General features: G+C 33.3%; 19 protein-coding genes. All 19 read right to left on the reverse strand.

Annotated features, from left to right (window positions below; translation table 11 throughout):
* Positions 1 to 93: 93 nt before the first annotated feature.
* Positions 94 to 939, reverse strand: a complete 846-nt coding sequence (locus tag KA926_RS01840; protein WP_107383683.1) for a YitT family protein — start codon at positions 937 to 939, stop codon at positions 94 to 96.
* 341 nt (positions 940 to 1,280) lie between these two features.
* Positions 1,281 to 2,225 (reverse strand): DNA-binding protein WhiA, encoded by a 945-nt coding sequence (gene whiA / locus KA926_RS01845; protein ID WP_107383682.1) that lies wholly within the window; start codon positions 2,223 to 2,225, stop codon positions 1,281 to 1,283.
* Between the two features lie 52 nt (positions 2,226 to 2,277).
* Complete coding sequence (locus KA926_RS01850; protein WP_210143528.1) at positions 2,278 to 3,264, reverse strand: gluconeogenesis factor YvcK family protein; 987 nt, start codon at positions 3,262 to 3,264, stop codon at positions 2,278 to 2,280.
* Positions 3,251 to 4,177: an RNase adapter RapZ gene (gene rapZ, locus KA926_RS01855; protein WP_107383680.1), complete on the reverse strand. Its 927-nt coding sequence runs from the start codon at positions 4,175 to 4,177 to the stop codon at positions 3,251 to 3,253. Before rapZ ends, KA926_RS01850 begins: the two co-directional genes overlap by 14 nt.
* 496 nt (positions 4,178 to 4,673) lie before the next feature.
* Positions 4,674 to 5,618: a thioredoxin-disulfide reductase gene (trxB, locus tag KA926_RS01860; RefSeq protein WP_210143529.1), complete on the reverse strand. Its 945-nt coding sequence runs from the start codon at positions 5,616 to 5,618 to the stop codon at positions 4,674 to 4,676.
* A 74-nt stretch (positions 5,619 to 5,692) separates the two neighbouring features.
* Complete coding sequence (locus KA926_RS01865; RefSeq protein WP_210143530.1) at positions 5,693 to 7,141, reverse strand: tetratricopeptide repeat protein; 1,449 nt, start codon at positions 7,139 to 7,141, stop codon at positions 5,693 to 5,695.
* A gap of 19 nt (positions 7,142 to 7,160) precedes the next feature.
* Positions 7,161 to 7,640: an acyltransferase gene (locus KA926_RS01870; protein WP_210143531.1), complete on the reverse strand. Its 480-nt coding sequence runs from the start codon at positions 7,638 to 7,640 to the stop codon at positions 7,161 to 7,163.
* 9 nt (positions 7,641 to 7,649) lie between these two features.
* Positions 7,650 to 8,486 (reverse strand): prolipoprotein diacylglyceryl transferase, encoded by an 837-nt coding sequence (gene lgt / locus KA926_RS01875; protein WP_210143532.1) that lies wholly within the window; start codon positions 8,484 to 8,486, stop codon positions 7,650 to 7,652.
* Positions 8,483 to 9,421 (reverse strand): HPr(Ser) kinase/phosphatase, encoded by a 939-nt coding sequence (gene hprK, locus KA926_RS01880; protein WP_107383675.1) that lies wholly within the window; start codon positions 9,419 to 9,421, stop codon positions 8,483 to 8,485. Before hprK ends, lgt begins: the two co-directional genes overlap by 4 nt.
* Positions 9,422 to 9,762: 341 nt before the next feature.
* On the reverse strand, positions 9,763 to 12,600 hold the full coding sequence (uvrA, locus tag KA926_RS01885) for an excinuclease ABC subunit UvrA (RefSeq protein WP_210143533.1): 2,838 nt from the start codon (positions 12,598 to 12,600) through the stop codon (positions 9,763 to 9,765).
* A gap of 5 nt (positions 12,601 to 12,605) precedes the next feature.
* On the reverse strand, positions 12,606 to 14,591 hold the full coding sequence (gene uvrB, locus KA926_RS01890) for an excinuclease ABC subunit UvrB (protein ID WP_181187461.1): 1,986 nt from the start codon (positions 14,589 to 14,591) through the stop codon (positions 12,606 to 12,608).
* Between the two features lie 307 nt (positions 14,592 to 14,898).
* Entirely contained in the window at positions 14,899 to 15,129 is a 231-nt protein-coding gene (locus KA926_RS01895; protein ID WP_019469490.1) for a CsbA family protein, read from the reverse strand.
* Positions 15,130 to 15,134: 5 nt separating this feature from the next.
* Positions 15,135 to 15,776, reverse strand: coding sequence for a YfbR-like 5'-deoxynucleotidase (locus tag KA926_RS01900; protein ID WP_019469491.1), 642 nt, complete (start codon positions 15,774 to 15,776; stop codon positions 15,135 to 15,137).
* Positions 15,777 to 16,133: 357 nt separating this feature from the next.
* The gene (locus tag KA926_RS01905; RefSeq protein ID WP_210143534.1) at positions 16,134 to 17,114 is read right to left on the reverse strand and encodes a CHAP domain-containing protein; all 981 of its coding nucleotides are present in this window, start codon (positions 17,112 to 17,114) and stop codon (positions 16,134 to 16,136) included.
* 409 nt (positions 17,115 to 17,523) lie between these two features.
* A protein-coding gene (prfB, locus tag KA926_RS01910; protein ID WP_210143535.1) for a peptide chain release factor 2 occupies positions 17,524 to 18,649 on the reverse strand; the annotation gives its coding sequence in 2 pieces (ribosomal slippage) (positions 17,524 to 18,576 and positions 18,578 to 18,649; 1,125 coding nt in all).
* A 234-nt stretch (positions 18,650 to 18,883) separates the two neighbouring features.
* On the reverse strand, positions 18,884 to 21,415 hold the full coding sequence (gene secA, locus KA926_RS01915; RefSeq protein WP_210143536.1) for a preprotein translocase subunit SecA: 2,532 nt from the start codon (positions 21,413 to 21,415) through the stop codon (positions 18,884 to 18,886).
* 292 nt (positions 21,416 to 21,707) lie between these two features.
* The gene (hpf, locus tag KA926_RS01920; RefSeq protein ID WP_210143537.1) at positions 21,708 to 22,274 is read right to left on the reverse strand and encodes a ribosome hibernation-promoting factor, HPF/YfiA family; all 567 of its coding nucleotides are present in this window, start codon (positions 22,272 to 22,274) and stop codon (positions 21,708 to 21,710) included.
* A 66-nt stretch (positions 22,275 to 22,340) separates the two neighbouring features.
* Complete coding sequence (locus tag KA926_RS01925) at positions 22,341 to 22,901, reverse strand: ComF family protein (protein WP_245335814.1); 561 nt, start codon at positions 22,899 to 22,901, stop codon at positions 22,341 to 22,343.
* 110 nt (positions 22,902 to 23,011) lie between these two features.
* Entirely contained in the window at positions 23,012 to 24,280 is a 1,269-nt protein-coding gene (locus KA926_RS01930) for a DEAD/DEAH box helicase family protein (protein ID WP_210143538.1), read from the reverse strand.
* Positions 24,281 to 24,283: the final 3 nt, after the last annotated feature.

A 24,283-nucleotide genomic window follows, 5' to 3' on the forward strand; every position in this document is an offset into this window, starting at 1 on the left:
TTAAATGGCTTAACTATTGCGATTTAAGCGTTTAAGTTTCGTGAAAATGATTTTATAGTTATTTTTAAACATTTAACCACTTATATATCACCATTATTTCACATTGATAAACGTGCTGCCTAAGACATCTCTCACATCGTGAATAACTAAAAAGGCATTTTCATCTACTTCATTGACTAATTTTTTAACCCTTGTCACCTGAGACTGAGGTACAACAACATATAACATTGTCGTTTCAGTTTTAGCATACCCACCTTTTCCGTTTAATAATGTCGAGCCCCGACCGGTAAAGGAATTAATTTTGTCACTAATAATTTCATTCTTAGTAGAAATGACCGTAACACCTTTTTTAGGATTAAAGCCTTCAATGATAAATGAAGTCGCTCTTTCTGTAATGAATAACATGATAATCGTAAATAACACATTTTTTAATGGTAACACCATTAAGAAAGATAAGACGACAATACCATCTAAAATAAAAATACCTTGTGATGTTTTCATTTCTGAATACTTACTTATGATTTTAGCAATTACAGATGTGCCTCCGAGTGTACTCCCTGTAGAGATTACTAGTCCAGCACCGATTCCTATAATTGCACCACCAAATACAGAGTTAATAACAAAATCATCTATACCTAAATTAATATTTTCAGTTACTCTTAAAAAGAATGAGAGTGCCGTGTTTGAGATGACAGTATAAACAGCGATTGTTTTACTTAAATACTTCCAACCGATAAAAACAACGATTGTATTAATAATTAAAGAAGACCAAGCTGGAGAAAATCCTAAAGTATACTTCAAGGCTAGTGCGATACCGACTGTACCACCATCACCTAAATTCGATCCTAGTAAAAAGCAATTTACACCTATAGCGTTGATAAACGTTCCAATTAAACACAAGATGATACTTTTATAATGATTTTTTATTAATGCTGACATTTATTCACTCCCATTCTGTTCGATTTAATCTAAATTATCATCACTTCATATGTTATATGTATTCAATCCATGCCTAAATAATTGACTTAGCTATTCCTGAACTTAAATTTCAATAACAACACATTTAAGTGACAAAACTTAATTTAGAATTAATAAGACATCGTAAGATCCTCAGAAAATACACTCCTATTAAAAAAGACACCTCTTATGAGGCGTCATCTATAAATCTAATTAGAATATTATAATATCAAAACGTAGTTTTTTTCAATAATATTTTAATATATTTTTAAATTTAGTCTTATCATTTGTAATAAATGCCATATTCTTTTAAGAAAAACTCATTAAAGTTCGATTGTTTCACCGCTTCGGATTTTGTCAGCCATTTGGTTTAATTTTCTTAAACGATGATTGACACCAGATTTTGAAATTGTACCTGAAGACATCATTTCGCCTAATTCTTTCAAAGAAATATCTTGATGTTCTATTCGTAATTTCGCTATTTCACGTAAGCGATCAGGTAAGTTATCTAACCCAATTTCTTGGTCTATTAATTGAATACTTTCAACCTGCTTCATCGCTGCACTAACGGTTTTGTTTAAATTAGCTGTTTCACAATTAACTAATCTATTTACAGAATTTCTCATGTCTCTGACAATACGCACATCTTCAAATTTAAGCAACGCTTGATAACCACCGATTAAACTTAAGAAATCAGAAATTTTTTCAGCTTCTTTTAAATAAGCGATGCTTCCTTTTTTACGTTCTAGATGCTTCGCATTAAGTTCATATTCATTCATTAAATTCGTAATGCCTTCTGAATGATCTTCATACAATGAAAATATTTCTAAATGATATGAAGATGTTTCAGGATTATTCACTGATCCACCTGCTAGAAAAGCACCACGTAAATAACTTCTTTTCATTTCATCTTCATGAATCATCGTTTCATCTATTTCATGCGTAAAAACACCATTTTTCAAAATACCTAATTCATCTAAAATTTCTTTAGCACGCGCTTTAATTCTACAAATATAAATATTGTTCTTTTTTAATTTCATTTTTTTTCTTACAAGTAGCTCTACTTCAACATTAAATACTTTTTTTATCAAGGAATATATACGTCTTGCTGTCGTAGCATTTTCAGTTTGAACATTTATCACAAATTGTTGGTTGGAAAGACTGAGTGCACCATTCATTCGTATGAGTGCACTGAGCTCTGCTTTTGCATTTGTTTCATCTACTTCTATTCTAGTAAGTTCATTTTTCATTTCTGATGCAAAGCTCATACTTCTTCAGTCCCTTCTTATCTATGTTTAATACTTAGTTTGTTTTATAATTTTATTTATCTCGGTTAAATTCAATTGTTTCTGTTTCTCTCATAGCAATCTCGTAAATCATTTTAGACAAGACCTCTGTATTATGTCTAACATAATTTTCTTGTGAGACTTCTACCAGATTTTCGTGTGTAAAAACTTTTATCTTTTCTGCTTCCATATCTTTCATGTTGCATTTAACTGGATCTGCGCCATCTTCTTTATAACGACGTAAAACATCAGCGTTAAACGTCTGAGTACTACATATAGCATAGTTTATACAATGACGTCCCATATGATTATGTATTGCATCAACATGATCTAAGGCAGTGTAATGATTAGTCTCACCAGGTTGTGTCATAACATTTGATACATATAACTTTGGTGCATTGCATTTTAATAATGAATCCGCAATACCTTTAACGCATAGATTAGAAATTACACTTGTATATAGCGAACCTGGTCCTAAAACGATTAAGTCAGCATCTTCTATCGCTTCAACAGCTTCTTCCATGGGTTCTACATTTTCTGGTTCTAAAAATACACGTTCTATCTTTTTATTTTTTTTAGGAATTTTTGATTCTCCATAAACAATTTCACCGTCTTCCATCACTGCATTTAAGCGTACACTGGAATTTGTAGATGGTATCACTCGACCTCTTATATTTAAAATTTTACTTAATTCTTTTACCGCATGTCCAAAGTCATCATTCATATTCGTTAATGCAGCTATTAACAAGTTGCCTAAAGAATGGCCTTCAACTTGATTTTCTTTAAAACGATATTGAAACAATCTTTCAATTGTTGATTCTGAATCGCTGAGTGCTGAAATTACATTTCGTATGTCACCAGGTGCAGGAATATCCATTTCATTTCTGATTTTCCCCGTACTACCACCATCATCAGCAACTGTGACAATGGTCGTAATATCTATTGGAAAGTCTTTTAAACCACGTGCTAAAACAGATAAACCTGTACCACCACCAATAAGTACAAGTTTAATTCTTTTCATTTTTTTGCTTCACGCCACTTTCAATTTGCGCATCTCTATGATGCACATATACATTATAGTCAAAATTTTCGTTGAGCTCTGCACCAATGCGTTTAGCTAGAGCTACAGAACGATGTTGGCCTCCGGTACAACCAATAGCAATCACAAGTTGTGATTTACCTTCTTTTTTATATCCTGGAATCATAAATTTTAATAAATCCATCAATTTCTCATAAAAAATATTTGTTGTTTTCCATTTCATAACGTAATTATATACTGCTTCATCTTCTCCAGTTAGGGGTCTTAGTTCATCCACATAATGCGGGTTCGGTAAAAATCTTACATCAAACACTAAATCCGCATCCATCTGAATCCCGTGTTTAAAACCAAAACTGGTTACATTAATATTGAATGTTTGATAATTACTTTGATTAAAGTAATCTCCGATTCGCTTACGAAGCTCTTTGGGTTTCATAAATGATGTATCAATCGTGTAGTTTGCTAAACTTTGAATCTCAGCGAGTAAACTGCGTTCTTCTTCAATCGCTTCAATTAACGAGCGTTGTCCTTGTTCATTTAATGGATGTGCACGTCGCGTCTCTTTATAACGCGAGATTAACTTTTCGTTGGATGCTTCTAAGAACATCATATCAACGATAATATCTGAGTTACTTTTGATTTGATCGATTTCTTTAATCAATGATTTGAAAAGTTCTTTTCCTCTTAAATCAATAGCAATGGCTACCTTTTGCAACGAAGGATTTCCTTGACCCATTAATTCTACAAATTTCGGCAACAATATTGGAGGTAAATTATCTACACAAAAATAACCAATATCTTCTAAACTTTGTATTACAACCGACTTACCAGCGCCAGACAAACCCGTCACAACTAATAATTCACTTTTAGTCACTTCTTTTTCTTCTCGTTGCATTACTTTACACCATCCAAAGATTATTTTTAGACATTCCATTTATTGTTCTGGAATTTTTTTATCAATACAAGCAATCATTTTAACTTAGTCAGTTTATGACCACTATGCTATCACATTATATTTTACATGAAAAACGACTTTGGTAGTAGTTTTATCACTTAATTGACCCTAAGTACTATCGTAGACTCACTTAAATGAAATAAATTTGCGTCCACAAATGTAATTGAGTCTTTTCATTTTTTCAATTAGCATAATTTATAATAGGTTAGTGTCTGTGCGATTTATTTATTATATAGCTCTTGAAATACACATATATATTAGGTTTATACCTTACACAAGCGTTTCATTGACTTACATTGCATACTTACACTTAAAGTACAATTATGTAAAAAAGCTAGAATGCTAAACCTACATGATTAATGTGAGGTTGATACATTCTAGCCTGTCTGGATCTTGTTATTATTCAAATAAACTCTATAAATAATATATTTTAATCTTATGCTTCTATAACATCTTTTAATTCTTCAATATAAGCAATTGCACTTTGTGCTGCGATACTGCCGTCACCTGTTGCAGTTACGATTTGGCGTAGGCCTTTTGCACGTACGTCACCAGCAGCATAAACACCTGGGATTTTCGTACTCATATCTTCATTAGTGACAATATAGCCTACTTCATTTGTAATGCCTAGATTTTCAAATGGTGCTGTTAATGGTTTCATACCAATGTATACGAAAACACCGTCAGCATCGAAAGTTTGTTCAGCGCCATCTTTTGTTGATTCTAAAGTAACTGAACCAACTTTACCGTCTTTTTCGTTGATTGTTTTAAGTGTATGACTCCAAATAAAGTCGATTTTATCATTTTTAAATGCACGATCTTGTAAGATTTTTTGTGCACGTAGTTCATCTCTACGATGAACGATTGTTACACTGTCAGCGAATTTTGTAAGGAATGTACCTTCTTCAACTGCAGAATCTCCACCACCGATAACAAATAATTTTTTGTTTTTGAAGAATGCACCATCACATACTGCACAATAACTCACACCGCGGCCACCTAATTCTTGTTCACCGGGCACACCAATTTTTTTATATTCAGCACCAGTAGATATAATTACAGCTCGCGCAGTAATCTCACTGTTACCAAGATTTATGACTTTATATTGACCTTTGTCTTCAATTGATTTGATATCACCATATTGATATTTTGCGCCAAATTTTTTAGCATGTTCAAACATTTTAGTTGATAAATCTGGCCCAGTAATCATTTCAAAACCTGGGAAGTTTTCAACCTCTTCTGTATTTGCCATTTGTCCACCTGGCATACCACGTTCAATCATTACAGTACTTAAGTTTGCACGTGATGCATACACAGCAGCAGTCATACCAGCTGGCCCTGCACCTACAATCGCAACATCAAAATCCACTTGTTCAGCCATTTAAATTGCCTCCTGTTTATTAATTCATTATACGCATTATACGCATTATATATGATTTCTTGCATTTCATAAAATTATATGCTTACCAAATAGTCTATTGTTTTATTTAAACGATAAGCCGTTATATCAAACCATTCTAATACTTGTTGTTTGGTAATCTTAGTGTCCATACTCCGATAATACATATAAACAAAAGCAGCAACATAATCATCTACATTAGTTAAATCTGCTTGTTCTGCTATAATCGCCTCTGCTTTATCAATCCATACAATAAATAACTCTGAGTTATTTTTCAAGTATTCAATATTATACAACATTAACATGCCTCTATGAATAAAATCTAACTTATTTAACTGTAAACCTTGAATGAGATAAGTTAAATATAATTTTTCATAATCATTCATATCTTCTAAAACAGCCCATATGTCTTGTGTCAGTAAGACTTCACGACCTTTTAATTGATTTAATAAGAAAATCCCGTATAACCTACGATGACTATCCTCACTCAATAATAGTGGCAATACTTGTTGGTTGAAATACGCCTTACTTTGCTCAATTACCCAAGGCGCATAACCTACATCAACCTTTGATATTTCTTGTAACTTAGACCAAAAATATTTGCTGTCTTCGAGATGATTGAGATGATAATTGTTCTGGCTCAAAGCATTATACATTTGTATAGAGAGAAATTTCCCTTTTCTATAAAGTGGTTGCAGCAATTTTTGAGAAGCTTCATATCGCTTTAAATAACAAAGTACGATACCTAACTTGAAGGATTCATCATCATTCATAGGTACAACTTTACTTAAAATATTTAAATAACGTTGATACTTTTCTTTTTCATTGGTGTTATATAACAATAAAGTGTAATGACAAAGTGCATGTACATCAGTATTGTCCTCATTAAGCAAGCGTTCAAACATATCTTTAGCAGTATCATATTCATTGAGGTATAGATAACACATGGCTAATAAATTTCTAACTACTCGATGATCTTGAATCGCTTCATTTTGATTTAAAACAAAGTTTCTTGCTTCGGGCAGTCTGCCTTGTGAAAATAAATATTGAAAAATGAGTTGAACCGCAAATAATTGGCATTCAACCTCAATCTTTTCTTCAGAGTTATAAGTAACCTCAAACATTTCTTCTAATTCTTCTTGGTAGTCGTCATCATCTGCTAAAATGACATAATTCATGCCGAATAAAAAAGCTTTATTTGCTTCATTGAGCGTAATATTTAATTGGCTGAGTTGATAGTAACTATCCACTACCGATTCTTGTTTAGCAATCATTTCATAAAAAATATGTTCTGCTCTATTGTTATAACCAAGATGTGCGAGACATTCTGATAATTTTACTTTAATTTCAAAAACATCAATTTCTTGGGGTGACATTTCAAGCACTTTTTCATAGTATTCTGCTGCCTTTTTATAATCTTGCTGTTGATATTTTTGATCAGCTAATTTTGTATAAAAAGGACTATCAAGTTTCATTGAAATAATTTTATTGCTGTTTTGCGCCATCCATGTTCACCTCCTGTATTTAGTCATTTTTCAGTTGCATTGGATTTCCATATGCTAACGTGTGATTCGGGATGTCTCTAGATACAACAGTACCTGCGCCAACCTTCACATAATCTCCTATTTTTACACCAGGCAAAATTGTTACATTAGCTCCGATTAACGTATGATTTCCAATAAATACATGCCCTGTTCGAAATTCATCTACTAAAAACTCATGCGTTAAAATAGTTGTGTTATAACCTATGATACAGTTTTTACCAACCGTTATATACTCAGGATGCAGTAAATCAGGTACAACTTTAAAAGCAAACGCAGTATGTGCACCTATATTCATATTTAATACATTACGATACATCCAATGTTTTAATTTCACATTAGGTAAGTAGCGACAAACTTCTATAATCACTGTTTGTTTAAACATTTTGACACGGCTTATGTAGCGATACATATGCCATAATGGATTTTTACCATTAACTTTTAGCTTTTTTAAGTCACGCATTATATTCTATCACTTCACCTTTTGCTTTGACCATGTTAAAGGGCCAACATCTTTATATCTTGGTGCATTATATCTCACTCTTCTAATTATCATAAGGACAATGCCTGCAACAATAAGTACGACAGACATAAGTTGCGCAACACGTATATCACTCGTGAGCATCAAACTATCTGTACGTAAACCTTCTACAAAGAATCTACCGATAGAATACCAGATAAGATATAGTGCAAAAGTATCACCTATACGTAAGTGTTTTCTCAATGAAATTAATATTACAAATCCTAGAATATCCCATATAGATTCGTATAAAAACGTTGGGTGATAGTATTGACCATCAATATACATATTGTTAATAATAAAGTCCGGAATATGCATATTTTCTAAAAATGATTTAGTCACAGGACCACCATGGGCTTCATGATTCATAAAGTTCCCCCATCTGCCAATACCTTGTCCTAAAATCAAACTCGGTGCAATCACATCACCAATTTGAAATGGATTGATATTTTTTTGTCTACATACAATGATACCTGTGATAAAACCGCCAATCAGACCACCATGGATTGCAATTCCTCCATACCAAATCATAGGTATTTCTATTGGATGTTGTGCATAATAAGGCCACTGGAAAATAACAAAATAAATTCTAGCTACGATAAAACCAAAAATTGCACTCCAAAAGATGATATCAATCAATATATCTTTATCAAAACCTATGCGTTTAACACTTTCCTGAGCAATAAAATAACCTAATAGTATACCCACGGCGATGATAACGCCATACCAATGAACAGATATTGGACCAAGCTCAAATGCAATTGGATCAATGTAATTCAATATCATCATTTATTCTCCTTATTGTTGCTACCATTACGCATAATTTCAGCATTTAAGCGATCATTGAATTCTTCTGCAGTGTTAATCCCCATAATATTAAGTCTATAGTTCATCGCTGCAACTTCAATGATAACTGCTACGTTACGACCTGGTCTAACTGGTATGGTCTTTTTAGTAATCTCAGTGTCTAAAATGCGCAATGTTTCTTCATTCAAACCAACGCGATCATACAATTTATCTTTATGCCAATTTTCTAAATGAATATTTAAACGTAAACGCTTTTCGGTCAAAATGGAACCTGCACCAAAGAGTGTCATTACATTTATAATACCTAAACCTCTAATTTCTAATAAATGTTCTATTAATTTAGGCGGTCTACCAATCAGTTCATCTTTACTAATTTCTCTAATCTCTACATTGTCATCCGCGACAAGTCTGTGACCACGTTTAATTAGTTCAAGTGCTGTTTCACTCTTACCGATACCTGAGTCTCCTGTTATAAGTACACCAACACCATACACATCTACTAGTACACCATGCAACGAAGTTGTTCGTGCAAGTTCATGTTCTAAGAAAGTCGTTAAACGACTCATTAATTGTGTTGTTGCAATTGTTGACGTGATAAGTGGTGTATCAAATTCTTTCGCCGATGCTACAAGCTCTTCTGGTGGCTCTAAATCTCTTGTCACAATAATTGCTGGTGTTTCTGGTCGACATAATTTTTTCATGCGTCCTTTGCGTTCTTCATCCGGTAGTAGATTATAAAATGATAATTCTGTTGTTCCTAACAATTGAATGCGGTCAGAGGCATAGTGTGAAAAATATCCAGCCATTTCTAATCCCGGTCTTGATATATCAGTATTTTTTATTTGTTTATTTAAGCCTGACTCCCCAGCTATAAGCTCAAGGTTAAAGCGTTCAATTAAACTCTTTGTTGTTAACATAGGTTCACCTCTATTAATATTTCTCCTGAAATTTCATATGTCATTATCATATCAAAAAGGACTGATAATCTATATAAAAAAGTACAGAAGTCTAAAATAAATCCTATCGTTTTTATCATACCCTATATTATTTTTGAATAAAATTACTAAAAATGGTTCAGTAATCTCATTTATTTTAAATGATTACGTCGTTACAATCCAGCAAGGTTGGCTAACCTTGAATGGAATAAAATGTTAGATATCGAAAAAACTACTCCATACATTCCAGACACATGAAAATGTCTTCTTGTATGGAGTAGCTATTATTTTATATATTTTTACAGAGATTGATTAATAAACTATTATGCTTGAACTGTATCTCTTTCTAATACTGGTTTTAAATATTGTCCAGTGTAGCTTCCTTTCACTTTTGCAATATCCTCTGGTGTACCTGTCGCAACGATAGTACCACCACCGTCACCGCCTTCTGGACCTAAATCAATAATATAATCAGCCATTTTAATAACGTCTAAATTGTGTTCAATGATGACAACTGTGTCACCGTTATCAACCAATTTATTTAACACTTTTAATAATCGGCTAATATCATCAACATGTAAACCAGTTGTTGGCTCATCTAATATATATATTGAACGACCAGTAGAGCGTTTATGCAATTCTGAAGCAAGTTTAACACGTTGTGCTTCACCACCAGATAATGTCGTAGCCGGTTGTCCTAAAGTAACATAGCCTAAACCAACATCTACTAAAGTTTTCAATTTCCGATGTATTTTAGGGACATTTTCAAAAAAGTTTGTTGCTTCTTCGGCAGTCATAGCCAAGACGTCCGCAATGTTTTTACCTTTGTATGTTACTTCTAGTGTTTCACGGTTGTATCTTGAACCGCCACAAACTTCACAAGGTACATAGACATCCGGTAAAAAGTGCATTTCTATTTTAATGATACCGTCACCTTTACATGCTTCACAGCGACCACCTTTAACATTAAAACTAAAGCGACCTTTAGAATAACCTCTGACTTTTGCTTCGTTTGTTTGAGCAAAGATATCTCGTATGTTATCAAAAACACCTGTATACGTTGCTGGATTAGAACGCGGTGTTCTACCAATTGGCGATTGATCAATATCGATAATACGATCAAGTTGATCTATACCATTAATTTCATCATAATCACCTGGTTTAACTTTAGATTTATTTATCTCTTTAGCTAATGATTTATAAAGTACTTCATTGACCAATGTACTCTTACCGGAACCAGACACACCCGTAACAACATTCATCGTTGAAAGCGGAAAGTCTACATTAACATCTTTCAAATTATTACTGCGTGCGCCTTTGACACTAATTTTTCTATCCGTAACTTCACGACGTGATTCTGGCACCTGAATTTTCTTCTTACCACTCAAATATTGACCAGTTAAAGATTTTGTATTTGCCATAACTTGTTTTGGCGTACCACTCGCAACAATTTCACCGCCGTGGTCTCCAGCACCTGGTCCTACATCTACTAAATAATCTGCAGCACGCATCGTATCATCGTCATGTTCAACAACGATTAAAGTGTTACCTAGATCTCGCATTTCTTTTAAAGTGCTAATTAGCCGATCATTATCACGCTGATGTAATCCTATAGAAGGCTCATCTAAAACATATAACACACCAGATAGTCTTGAACCAATCTGAGTTGCTAAACGTATACGTTGCGCCTCACCACCTGACAATGAACCAGAAGCACGATTGAGTGTTAAATACTCTAATCCTACATTATATAAAAATTCTAATCTAGAATTAATCTCTTTTAAAATTTGATTAGCAATTTTTCTATCTTGCTCTGATAATGTGATATGTTCATAGTTATACAGTGCATCTTTAATAGAGTGTTCTACCACTTCACCGATATTTTTCCCGTCCACATACACAGACAAAGCTTCGCGACTTAAACGTTTGCCATGGCATGTTTCACAAGTAAGTTCTGTCATGTATTTACTCATCATTTCTCTTACGAGTTCTGATGGTGAATCATGATAACGTCTATTGATATTATTTATAACACCTTCAAACGCCATCGTACGTTTTCTTGTTTGACCGTTGCGCTGTTTGAATGTAAATTCAATTTCTTTATCTTTGGAACCATAAAGAATAATATCTTTTTGGCGTTCTGTTAATTTTTTGAATGGTTTATCCATATTTATTTTATATACTTCACAGACACGATTTAATAATGTTGGATAAAAGTCTGAACTTGAAGATTCCCAAGCAACAATTGCACCTTCATTCAATGATTTCTCCTTATCAGGAACAACTAAATCTAAATCTACCATCAGTTTTTGTCCTAAACCATCACAAGTTGGACATGCTCCAAATGGGCTGTTAAAGCTAAACATGCGTGGTTCTAATTCTCCGATTGAAAATCCACATATAGGGCAAGCATGATTTTCGGAAAATTTTAGTTCATCGCCATCAATGATATCTATGATTATATTACCTTCTGCAAGTTGTAATGCTGTTTCTATAGAATCAGCTAGACGTGTTTCAATACCTTCTTTGATTACAAGTCGGTCTACAACAACTTCTATCGTATGGTTTTTATTTTTATCTAAATTTGGCACTTCATTTACATCCGTAATTTCGCCATCAACACGCACACGTACGTATCCTTTTTTACTAATGTCATCAATTAACTTTTCATGCGCACCTTTTCTATGACTTACTACAGGTGCCAGTAATTGAATCTTACTGCGCTCTTCAAGTTGTAAAACCTGATCGACCATTTGTTGTACAGTTTGAGATTCAATTTCTATACCATGATTTGGACAATATGGCTTTCCAATACGTGCATATAATAGACGAATATAATCATATATTTCAGTAACAGTGGCAACCGTAGATCTTGGATTTTTACTTGTTGTTTTTTGGTCTATTGAAATCGCAGGAGACAAACCTTCAATAGTATCAACATCTGGCTTATCCATTTGTCCTAAAAACTGTCTTGCATAAGCACTTAATGATTCTACATATCTACGTTGCCCTTCTGCATAAATCGTATCAAAAGCTAATGAAGATTTGCCAGAGCCAGATAACCCCGTCATTACTATAAGTTCATTTTTAGGTATTTCAATATCAACATCTTTTAAATTGTGGGCACGTGCCCCTTTAACTACAATGGATGGTTGCTTCATTTTCGTCACCCTTCTGCTTTTAATTCAAACAACATATCTCTGAGTTCAGTTGCTTTTTCAAAGTCTAAATCCTTAGCTGCTTGTTTCATTTCTTTTTCTATATTACTAATGGTTTTTTCACGCTCTTTTTTCGTCATTTTTTTAGGTACTTCCGTACGTTGCGCTTCGTTTGTTTCATCTGTTTCAACAGTAGCACTGATAACATCGTGAATTTTTTTATTAATTGTGGTAGGCGTAATATTATATTTTTCATTATATGCTTGTTGAATCGATCTACGACGCTCTGTTTCATCTAGTGCATAACGCATTGAATCTGTAATTTTATCTCCATACATAATAACTTCACCGCCACTATTACGCGCTGCACGACCTACTGTTTGGACAAGTGATCTTTGCGAGCGTAAGAAGCCTTCTTTATCTGCATCTAATATGACAACAAGAGATACTTCTGGTATATCAATACCCTCTCTTAACAAGTTAATACCCACAATCACATCATAGGTACCCACACGTAAATCTCGAATAATTTCAATACGTTCTAAAGTTTTAATTTCTGAATGTAAATAATTCACATTAATGCCTGCTTCTTTCAAATACGTGGTCAAGTCTTCGCTCATCTTTTTAGTCAATGTTGTTACTAATACACGTTCATTTCGATTAATACGTTCTTGTATTTCACTAAGCAAGTCATCAATTTGATTTTCTGTCGGTCTAACTTCTATCTTAGGATCTAATAATCCTGTTGGGCGAATAATTTGTTCCACCATTTCATCTGTATGTTCTAATTCATAAGGTCCTGGTGTTGCAGATACATATACAAGTTGTTTCGTTTTTTCTTCAAATTCTTCAAATTTTAACGGTCTATTGTCTAAAGCACTTGGTAACCTAAAACCATGATCAACAAGTACTTGTTTACGCGCACGGTCACCGTTATACATACCTCTGACTTGTGGTAATGTCACATGTGACTCATCAATCATCACAAGCCAATCATCTCCAAAATAATCGAGCAATGTATAAGGTGTAGAACCCATAGGTCTTAGTGTCAAATGTACAGAATAGTTTTCGATACCTGAACAAAATCCCATCTCTCTCATCATTTCCAAATCATAATTTGTTCTTTGTTCTAGGCGTTGAGCTTCAAGCAATTTATTCTCGGAACGCAACTCTGACAAACGTTCTTCAAGTTCATTTTCAATACGTTGGATGGCAGATTTCATTTTTTCTTCTCGGGTAACGAAGTGGGAAGCTGGGAAAATTGCAAAGTGATCGCGTTCTCTCAACACTTCTCCAGTTAAATAATTAACTTCACGTATTCTATCAATTTCATCCCCGAAAAATTCAACACGAATGCACATTTCTTCACGAGAAGCTGGGAAGATTTCTACAACATCACCTCTAACACGAAATGTACCACGTCTAAAATCAATATCATTTCTTGTGTATTGCACATCTACCAATTTTTTAAGTAACTCGCTTCTGTCCATTTCCATACCTACGCGGACACTGACAACTAAGTCACGATATTCTTCTGGATTACCTAAACCATAGATACAGCTCACACTAGCAATGATAATGACGTCATCTCGTTCAAATAATGCGCTTGTCGCAGAGTGACGTAATTGGTCAATTTCGTCATTAATTGATGCATCTTTTTCAATAAATGTGTCAGTTGATGGTACATAGGCCTCTGGTTGATAATAATCGTAGTAACTGACGAAGTACTCGACTCTATTCTCAGGAAAGAATTCTTTAAATTCACTATATAATTGACCCGCTAACGTTTTATTATGGGCGATAATTAAAGTTGGCTTACCAACTTGTTGAATCACATTACTCATTGTAAATGTCTTCCCAGTACCCGTAGCTCCTAGTAATGTCTGATGTCTCTTCCCTGCATTCACACCATCTACAATTTGTCGAATCGCTTCTGGTTGGTCCCCTTTAGGATCAAAATCCGATTGTAATTTAAATGGGTAGTGTTCCATAATGACACATGCCTCCTATTATATTTCTATCTGTTCGAACGTAATTTAAATATCTCATTTAACACGCGACTTATTTTAGTTGATATAACTATATTTTACATACGTATGTTATTAACAGTTTATATTTTAACAGATTTATAACCTTCAATACAAACATTTGTTCGTAAATTAGTGTTTCATTAAATAAAAACAAACACAGTACATGACCATGTTTGTTTGCGTTAATAAATTTTTATTCTGATAAAATGAAGTTAAATAATTATATACTCTTTGTCATGTTGTATCAATTAAGTTGCTTAACACTTATTAGCTAATCATCTTCTTTTTTATGGAGTTCTAATTGATCGATAATTAAGTAACCTGCTAATAATGAAGCAACATCTATAAAAATAATCCATTCATCATGAAAAAAACCTTTTTCAATTGAAGTTCCTATTAAAATCAAAGTTAAAATAGTACCTACCCATTTACTTCTTGTCAGTACGCTAAACAATACGACAAGTATGCAGGGAAAAAAAGATGCTAGTATATACCAGATCATTCATGTCACCCGTTCCTATTATTTAAAATAGACATCGTTGTTTCTCGTAATTCCGATTTTGGTATAAATCTCTCTGTAAGCATTTCAGGAATAATATTTTCTATAAAATCTTGCACTGAATTCAAATGGTCAAATTGCATAATTGTTTCTAATGACATTTCATATATTTCAAAAAATAGTGGCTCAGGATTACGTTTTTGAATTTCACCAAATGTTTCATATAACAAATCAATTTTATCAGCAACAGATAAAATTTGACCTTCTAGTGAATCATCTTTTCCTTCTTGCAGTCGTTCTCGATATATGGATTGATATTGTTCTGGTATTTCTTCATTTATAAAATGATCTACCATTTCTTCTTCTACTTGTGAGAATAATTTTTTTAATTCTCCACTCGCATATTTGACTGGCGTTTTAATATCTCCTGTAAAAATTTCGGCGAAATCATGGTTTAAGGCTTTTTCGTATAAGCTTTTCCAATCTACTTTATTGCCGTGATATTCTTCTACTGTACCTAAATATTGAGCAATTTTAGTCACTTTAAAGGAATGTGCAGCAACATTATGCTCAAAATATTTAAATTTCCCAGGCAATCGTATTAATTTTTCTAAATCTGATAAACGTTTAAAATATTGATGTACTCCCATGATAGCGCCTCCTCATTTATTTAATGAATGATTATACTTGATTTTATAATATCATTCCACATGTAAAATGTCTTTTTAATGCCGTTAAATATCATCAAATCGTTCTATTTTAAAAATATAACCTATTTATTTGTCTTTCAAGTTTTATTCATTTTACATCATTTCAAAAAATGATACGTCCATAACAAATTTTATTGAAAAAGTACTGAATGTAAAAAATGACACCTCTGACATATAATGCCAACATCAATGCCCATTATGATAATAAGCCCGAGACATTATTTATGTCTCGGGCTATTAGTTTAAATATATTTGTACAATTACTAGTGAAATTGCTAAGTATACGTTTTTATCTTTTTAATGAATATAGTTATATTGTCCCGAATTATGAATGGTTCTATAAGATTTTTGTCCAACACCTTGCCAGTTCATTTCCGAAACCAAAATGGATCCGTCACTATTTTGACGTTCTACAATGCCTACATGACCATAATTTCCAGCATTACTTTGTAAGATAGCGCCTACTTCAGGTGTAGCATTAACCACATAACCATTTTGACGTGCAGCTGAAGCCCAGTTATTCGCATTGCCCCAAAGCGTTCCTACAGATTTACCTAATTGTTGACGTCTATCAAAAGCGTAGTATGTGCACTGACCCCAATCATAATAATTCTGCCCACCGGATGCGTAGTGTTTCTGCTCTTGAGCTGTGTAGTATTTCGGTTGATAACCATTGTTATGAATACTGTTAACGTTTGATGTAGTATCGCGTTCATCAATACTATCATTTGACCAAGATTGCTGCTTTACTGGTAAAGAATGGTTAGCTAATTTTGTGAACGTATGATTGTTTTCAGTTGTTACTCCTATTGTGAATTGATCACTATTCGAATTATTTTCTAAGTCATTTTGTGTGTAACTTTCAGAATTACTTTGTGCGTATGTGCTTTGAAATTGGTTATTTAAATGTGATGAACCTTTTTCAGAAACAGCAATGAGCTGCCCAGGATGAATTGTCTCTGTAATATACGGATTCAATTGATAAAGTTCATTTAAACTTATTTGATGTTTATTCGCAATACCTTGTAGTGTATCGCCTTCTTTCACTTCCACAATATCTTCGTCAGGAAGTACTAGCGTTTGTCCAGATTTAACCGACTGTACAAGCTCTATATGATTTAATGATTGTATTGTATTAGTCGTTGTTGCGAATGCTTGCGCTATATTTGATAAATCAGTATCTTCTTTCACTGTATGTACTTGATTAGCTGATGCTAGACCATTCACGCCAAAAAACAGTGCTGCAGAAGTTAGAGAAAAAGTTAAGCCTTTCTTCATTATGTGTTTCAATCCTTTGCTGTCTAAATTTATTCGATATTTAATCAATCATAATATAGCATATCCGCTTAATACTTTTAGCATTGTTATCATTTTGTAATGCAAAAGATAATTATTAACTGAACGCCTCATTGCCCTTTAATCAAGCCTTTCTTACCTTTATCACAATAATTTTAATCATAGTAGCACATCGGTTAAATGCAACTGTAATATTTCAATTTGCATTTTACATATAAGAAACTATTTATTAAAAATTACTAATAAAATTTAAGCAATCGTTTGAAGTGAATAGCTCGTCCTACTTACTATATTACCCTATAAAAATATGAGTGAGCTAGAAAACAATTAGTTATCAATTGGTTCCCAGCTCACTCATAAAGTTAGTATAATATTAACATCTATTTAAGTATTAATCTTTTGTTGAATGATTTAGATTCATTTGATTACGTAGATACGCTTCAATAAATGGTCCTAAATCACCATCCATAACTGCATCTACCTTACCTGTCTCTTCGTTTGTTCTGTGATCTTTAACCATCGCATATGGATGGAATACATAAGATCTTATTTGGCTTCCCCATCCAATTTCTTTTTGTTCACCGCGGATTTCTGCCATTTCTTGTTCTTGTTCTTCTATTTTTAATTGATAGAGTTTAGACTTCAAAGTTTTCATTGCAGCTTCTCTGTTTTTGATTTGTGAACGTTCATTTTGGTTATTTACCACAATACCTGTTGGATGGTGGGTAATTCTAATAGCTGATTCTGTTTTATTGATATGTTGACCACCTGCACCTGAAGCTCTAAATGTATCAACGGTAATATCATCAGAATTTATCTCCACTTCTATTTCAGTGTTATTAAACTGTGGTATGACATCACAAGAAGCAAAAGATGTATGTCGACGACCAGATGAATCAAATGGTGAAATACGTACAAGTCGATGTACACCTTTCTCAGCTTTTAAATAACCATATGCATTATGACCTTTCACAATCATTGTCACGCTTTTAACGCCCGCTTCATCCCCAGGCAAATAGTCTGCGATTTCAACTTTAAATCCTTTTTGTTCACAGTAACGTTGATACATTCTCAACAGCATATTTGTCCAATCTTGAGATTCTGTACCACCTGCACCAGGGTGCAATTCAATAATTGCATCATTCGCGTCATAAGGTCCATCTAACAATAATTGTAACTCAAATTGGTTTAGCTCGTTTTGAAAATGAAGCACACTTGCTTCTAATTCATCTTTCATCGATGTATCGTCTTCTTCTAACAATAATTCTCGTGTTGTTTCCATATCTTCAATGTTTGCTTCTAGATCTCTGTAGGCATTAACAACCGATTTTAAAGCATTGTTCTTATCTATAATTTCTTGAGCTTTATCTTGATCATCCCAAAATGAAGGATCTGTCATCATTTCTTCGTATTCTTGTATATTCGTCTCTTTTTCTTCTAAGTCAAAGAGACCCCCTAAGTTGTTCTAACTTTTCTTTATAAGCATCTAAATTACGCTTAATTTCAGATAATTCCATTGTGCATCTCTCCTAATTTTTACGAATGAAATATATTTGATATATCAATTACTACACTATCATACATATGATACAAAATATAAACTGCCAATTTCAACTTAAGCACTAGCCTCTATCCTTAAATTATTAAAAAAAACATCTTTCACAGTTAAACGCCACAATTTAACTGCAAAAGATGCTTGATATACTAAAAATAATAAATCCTGTCTCACACGCTTATCATTTTAGATAAGTTTAAGCGCCATGACAGTTTTTATATTTCTTACCGCTGCCACAAGGACATGGGTCATTTCTGCCTATATGCTCATCTTTGACATAAGGCTCTGCTTTCGCTTTTTCCTTTCCATCTTCTGCTGATACATGCTCAGCTTTACCAAAATCAGTTGTTTTATCACGTTCTACATCATCTTCTACTGAAATTACTGATTTGAGAATATATTTACTCACATCTTCTTCAATGTTTTGCATCATAGTATCAAATAATTGGTGACCTTCATTTTGATAGTCACGTAATGGATTTTGTTGACCATATGAACGTAGATGAATACCCTGACGTAGTTGATCCATAGTATCAATATGGTCTGTCCAATGCGTGTCAATGGAACGGAGTAAAATCATACGCTCAAATTCATCAAACTGAGTACCTATTTTCTCTTTTTGATCTTTTAAAGCTATTTCTATTTTTGACCATACAACTTCAAATATATCGTCATTATCTTTTCCATTAATATCTTCTACTTTTAATTCGCCTTCATTCAAGAAAACATCTTCCACATAATTGATGAATGGCTCATAGTCAGGTTCGTCATCTTCTTCATTTACATAATAATGAATACTTCTTTCTAACGTAGAGCGTAGCATTGCATTGATTAATTCGCCACTTTCGTCGCTGTCAATAATATAATTACGTTCACTATAGATAATTTCACGTTGCTTACGCAGTACATCGTCATACTCAAGGACACGTTTACGAGCGTCAAAGTTATTGCCTTCAACACGTTTTTGAGCTGATTCCACAGCACGTGAAACCATTTTAGATTCGATTGGCGTTGAATCATCCATGCCCAATCGATTCATCATATTTTGTAAACGTTCTGAACCAAAGCGCACCATTAACTCATCTTGTAGCGATAAATAGAAACGGCTATCACCTTTATCTCCTTGACGACCTGAACGACCACGTAATTGATCATCTATACGACGTGATTCATGACGTTCTGTACCAATTACTGCTAAGCCTCCAATTTCTTCAACACCATCGCCTAATTTGATGTCCGTACCACGACCTGCCATGTTAGTAGCAATTGTCACTGCACCACGTTGGCCAGCACTTGCGATAATGTCCGCCTCACGTTCGTGATTTTTCGCATTTAAAACATCATGACGTACACCATGTTTTTTCAATAAATTAGAAATATATTCACTTGTTTCAACAGCAACAGTCCCTAACAAGACTGGTTGGCCTTGTTTATGCTTTTGAATGACATCTTCTACAACTGCATCAAATTTACCTTTTTGACTGATATAAATTAAATCAGGTTTATCAATACGTTGTACCGGTCTGTTGGTAGGAATTTGCGTAACTGTCATATTGTAAATATTTCTAAACTCTTCTTCTTCTGTTTTTGCAGTACCTGTCATACCGGATAATTTATTATACATTCTAAAATAGTTTTGGAATGTAATTGAAGCCATCGTTTTTGATTCGTTTTGAATTTTCACACCTTCTTTAGCTTCAATTGCTTGGTGTAATCCTTCTGAAAAACGACGTCCAGGCATTGTACGCCCTGTAAATTGGTCAACAATCAATACTTCACCGTTATTCACCATATAATCTACATCTCTTTGTAGAGTAACATGTGCACGTAACGCAGTATTGATATGACTGATAATATCAACATTTTTCACATCGTAAAGGTTATCAATTTTAAACATACGTTCTGCTTTATCAATACCCTGCTCAGTTAATTGGACTGCTTTTGTTTTTTCGTCATAATTATAATCATCTTCGCTTTTAAGCATTTTAGCAAAAACATTTGCTTGAGTATAAAGTGAAGTGGATTTCTCTGCTTCACCTGAAATAATCAATGGCGTACGTGCTTCATCAATTAAAATTGAGTCTACCTCATCAATAATCGCAAAATTAAGTGATCGCATCACGCGTTCTTCCGCATAATTCACCATGTTATCACGTAAGTAATCAAATCCTAATTCGTTGTTGGTACTATAAGTGATATCACTTGCGTAAGCTTCTCTTTTCTCTGCAGTCGTTTTACTATTTAAGTTCAAACCAACACTTAATCCAAGAAATTCATATAATTCAGCCATTTCTTCACTCTGTATGCTAGATAAATATTCATTGACTGTAATAACATGTACACCGCGTCCTGATAAAGCATTTAAATAAACTGGCATTGTCGCCGTTAATGTTTTACCTTCACCGGTTCTCATTTCAGAAATATCGCCGCCGTGAATCGCTATACCACCCATAACTTGTACTTTATAAGGAATCATGTTAAACACACGTTTTGATCCTTCTCTAACTAAAGCAAATGCTTCTGGTAAAATATCGTCTAAAATTTTATTTTGCTTTTTAATATCTTCTTCTTCTTGAACTTGCGCTTGAAAATTTTTCGTTTTTTCTTTAATTTCTTCATCAGTTAATATCGACATATCCTCTTCTAATGCGAGGACTTTGTCGGCTAATTTACCAAGGCGTTTTATTTCTCTTTTATTGCCATCTGCAATTTTTGATAAAAAACCCATTCTGTTCGCTCCTTTAGCTTTATAACTCTCATTATAACTCTTTGTTTACAACAATTTATAATATCATTTATAAGCTTAAATTTACACTTATTACGTTTATCATACTACCTACACTATATTTTTCTTACATGTTTTGGAATACATATTGAAATACTGTCTCAATAAAAATATACACAACATACATGTTCACTTTCAAATTATTACATAATAACATAGCAAAAAATGAGCGTCCATGATTTCACTCAATCATGGACGCTACTACTTTTATAAATATGATACTAATGCAATTGAATTATTCAGTTGTTTCAATTAGTCCATATTTGCCATCTTTCCTTTTATAGACAATACTTGTACCATCTGTTTCACGATCTGTAAAAATGAAGAAATCATGGCCCAATAAATCCATTTGCAATACTGCTTCTTCAGAATCCATAGGTTTTAAACTGAAATTTTTTGAACGAATAATCTCAATTTCACTATCATTGTCATCATTTTGAAGATTTTCTGCCTCTTGTTCTTCAGGTAATGATGCGAATGCTTCTGGTTCGTCATTCTTTCTATTTTTACGATTTACACGCGTTTTATATTTTCTAACTTGTCTTTCTAATTTGCTATTAATTAAATCAATACCAGCGTATAAATCATCATGACGTTCTTCCGCTCTAAGCGTAACATTTTTCAATGGAATAGTTACTTCTATTTTAGTTGCTGAGTTTTGGTACGTTTTAACTTTAACGTGTGCAGTTGCATTTGGCACATTGTTAAAGTAACGTTCTAATTTACCAATTTTCTCCTCAATATAGTTGCGAATCGCATCAGTAATAGTGAGGTTCTCTCCGTGAATTTCAAATCTGATCATAGTAATCGACTCCTTTAAAACCTCTATATTGGTAATAGTGCTTATATCTATAATACCACGAATAGCTTACCGTGCAAACGTAAACACATCGAATTTTCTGATTTTTCTATCAAATAACAACTGTCCTGCATTATGAACCGTTAAGCCTGTAGTATATATGTCATCTATCAATAAAATATTTTTTTCTTTTAAATCTACATATCGTGTTATTTCAAAAGGATTCGGTCGTTGCATGCGTTTTTGTTTACTTAATTCTGATTGTTTCACACATGAGTGTGTAGCAAGCAAACAATGATATTCAACCTTTTTTAAGTCTAATACTAATTGTATAGGATTAAACGTTCTTTCCCTATCTCTATATAGAGGAGACGGTATAGGGATAACATAATCATATTTGCAATGAGGCAATTTAACTTTTTCTGCTATTATTTCTGCTATTGCAACATCTCTTTTAAATTTATATTGTTGAAGCATTTCTTTTACAATACCGTCGTATCGGTAAAAACAATATAATTTATTCATTAATTTAAATTTCGAAGATAATTCAGTACAATCTGAGCATAATTTTTCTGTTTCATTAAGTAACTTCATACATGTTGGGCAGCGATTCGTCGCATTTAATTTCATTATATCCCATTGATGATTACAAATATGGCACAATTTTGAAGCTTTTTTATAAAAGGTAAATGCATTTAACGGTTCTGAATAATAAGTGTGACAATATAAACATATCGCTGTCAGTCTATCCACCCTCTTTTTTTTGCAAGTTTATTCATTTTCTTTATCTGATATTGAGCTTGAAGCATAGACAGTGTGATGCCTTCATGCATACAAAATACGCTTCCTGTTGGTGCTTCTGCTTTTCTTCCAACTCTTCCTGATATTTGAATGATGGCGCTCGTCTCAAACTGGTGGCTATTTATGATCACAACATCGAGTTTTGCCATAGTAAAGCCTCTTTCTAGTATAGTAGTGGTGAAAACAATGGCGTGTTCGCCATCTCTCAAACGCTTTACTTTATCAAATCGAAACACATCATTACTGTAAACATATATTAAAGATGGTAACGCATCTTTATATAATTGATACAATTGTTTCATTAAAATAATGTCGTTAAAAAAGACGAGTGTATATCGTTGTTGACTGACTTGATGTTGTAAAAATCGTAATAATTGATATTGCTTTTTATTGGGATTAATTCTCAGAAATTTAAATTGAGGCACTGGTAAAGGATGTCTATGAAAGCGCGCGGGTAATTGAATGATTTCTAAATTGCTGATTTGTCTAATTAATGATTTTGTGGGTGTAGCAGTCATTAATATATGACAGTGTTTTAATTTCGAGGCACGCTGTAATGCTTTTATCAACGTTGGTTCTGTGGGTAATGGAAAGGCATCTACTTCATCTACAATAATTACATCAAAATGTTGTTTGAAACGATAAAGTTGATGAACTGTGGCAATAATAAAATGACCATTAAACTGTTGCTGTGATGATTGATGTAATACATCTATTTCTTCTTCGCGGAATGCTGCTTTAATCCTCATGCTCACTTCTAAAACGACATCAACCCGTGGAGATACGATTGCGACATTATAACCTTGGTTCCTCGCATATTTAATTCCTTCAAATATCATCTCAGTCTTACCTGCACCTGTGACAGCATGAAGTAACAGAGAATGGAAGCTTGCAATCGCTGATACAATTTTGTCGGATGCAAATTGCTGTTGCTCTGATAATTTGAATGGTAATTGATAATGGCAAGGCGTCACTACATTGTGACTTTCTATGATATAAACTTCGGTAATATTATCCATTCTCCCCATATTGATACAATTTCTACAGTAGACGATTGGCTTATTTAATACCATAGATTGGTATTTATAAAAATGCGTTGGTCGGTGTGAATGACATTGCGAACACGTCCAATAGCCATTATCTAATATAACACCTTTCGTCGTTTGACTTATACGTTCATCAGTTAATAAGGACTTATCATTAATCATTCT

Source organism: Staphylococcus sp. GDY8P94P (assembly GCF_017892255.1).
Lineage (GTDB): Bacteria > Bacillota > Bacilli > Staphylococcales > Staphylococcaceae > Staphylococcus > Staphylococcus cohnii.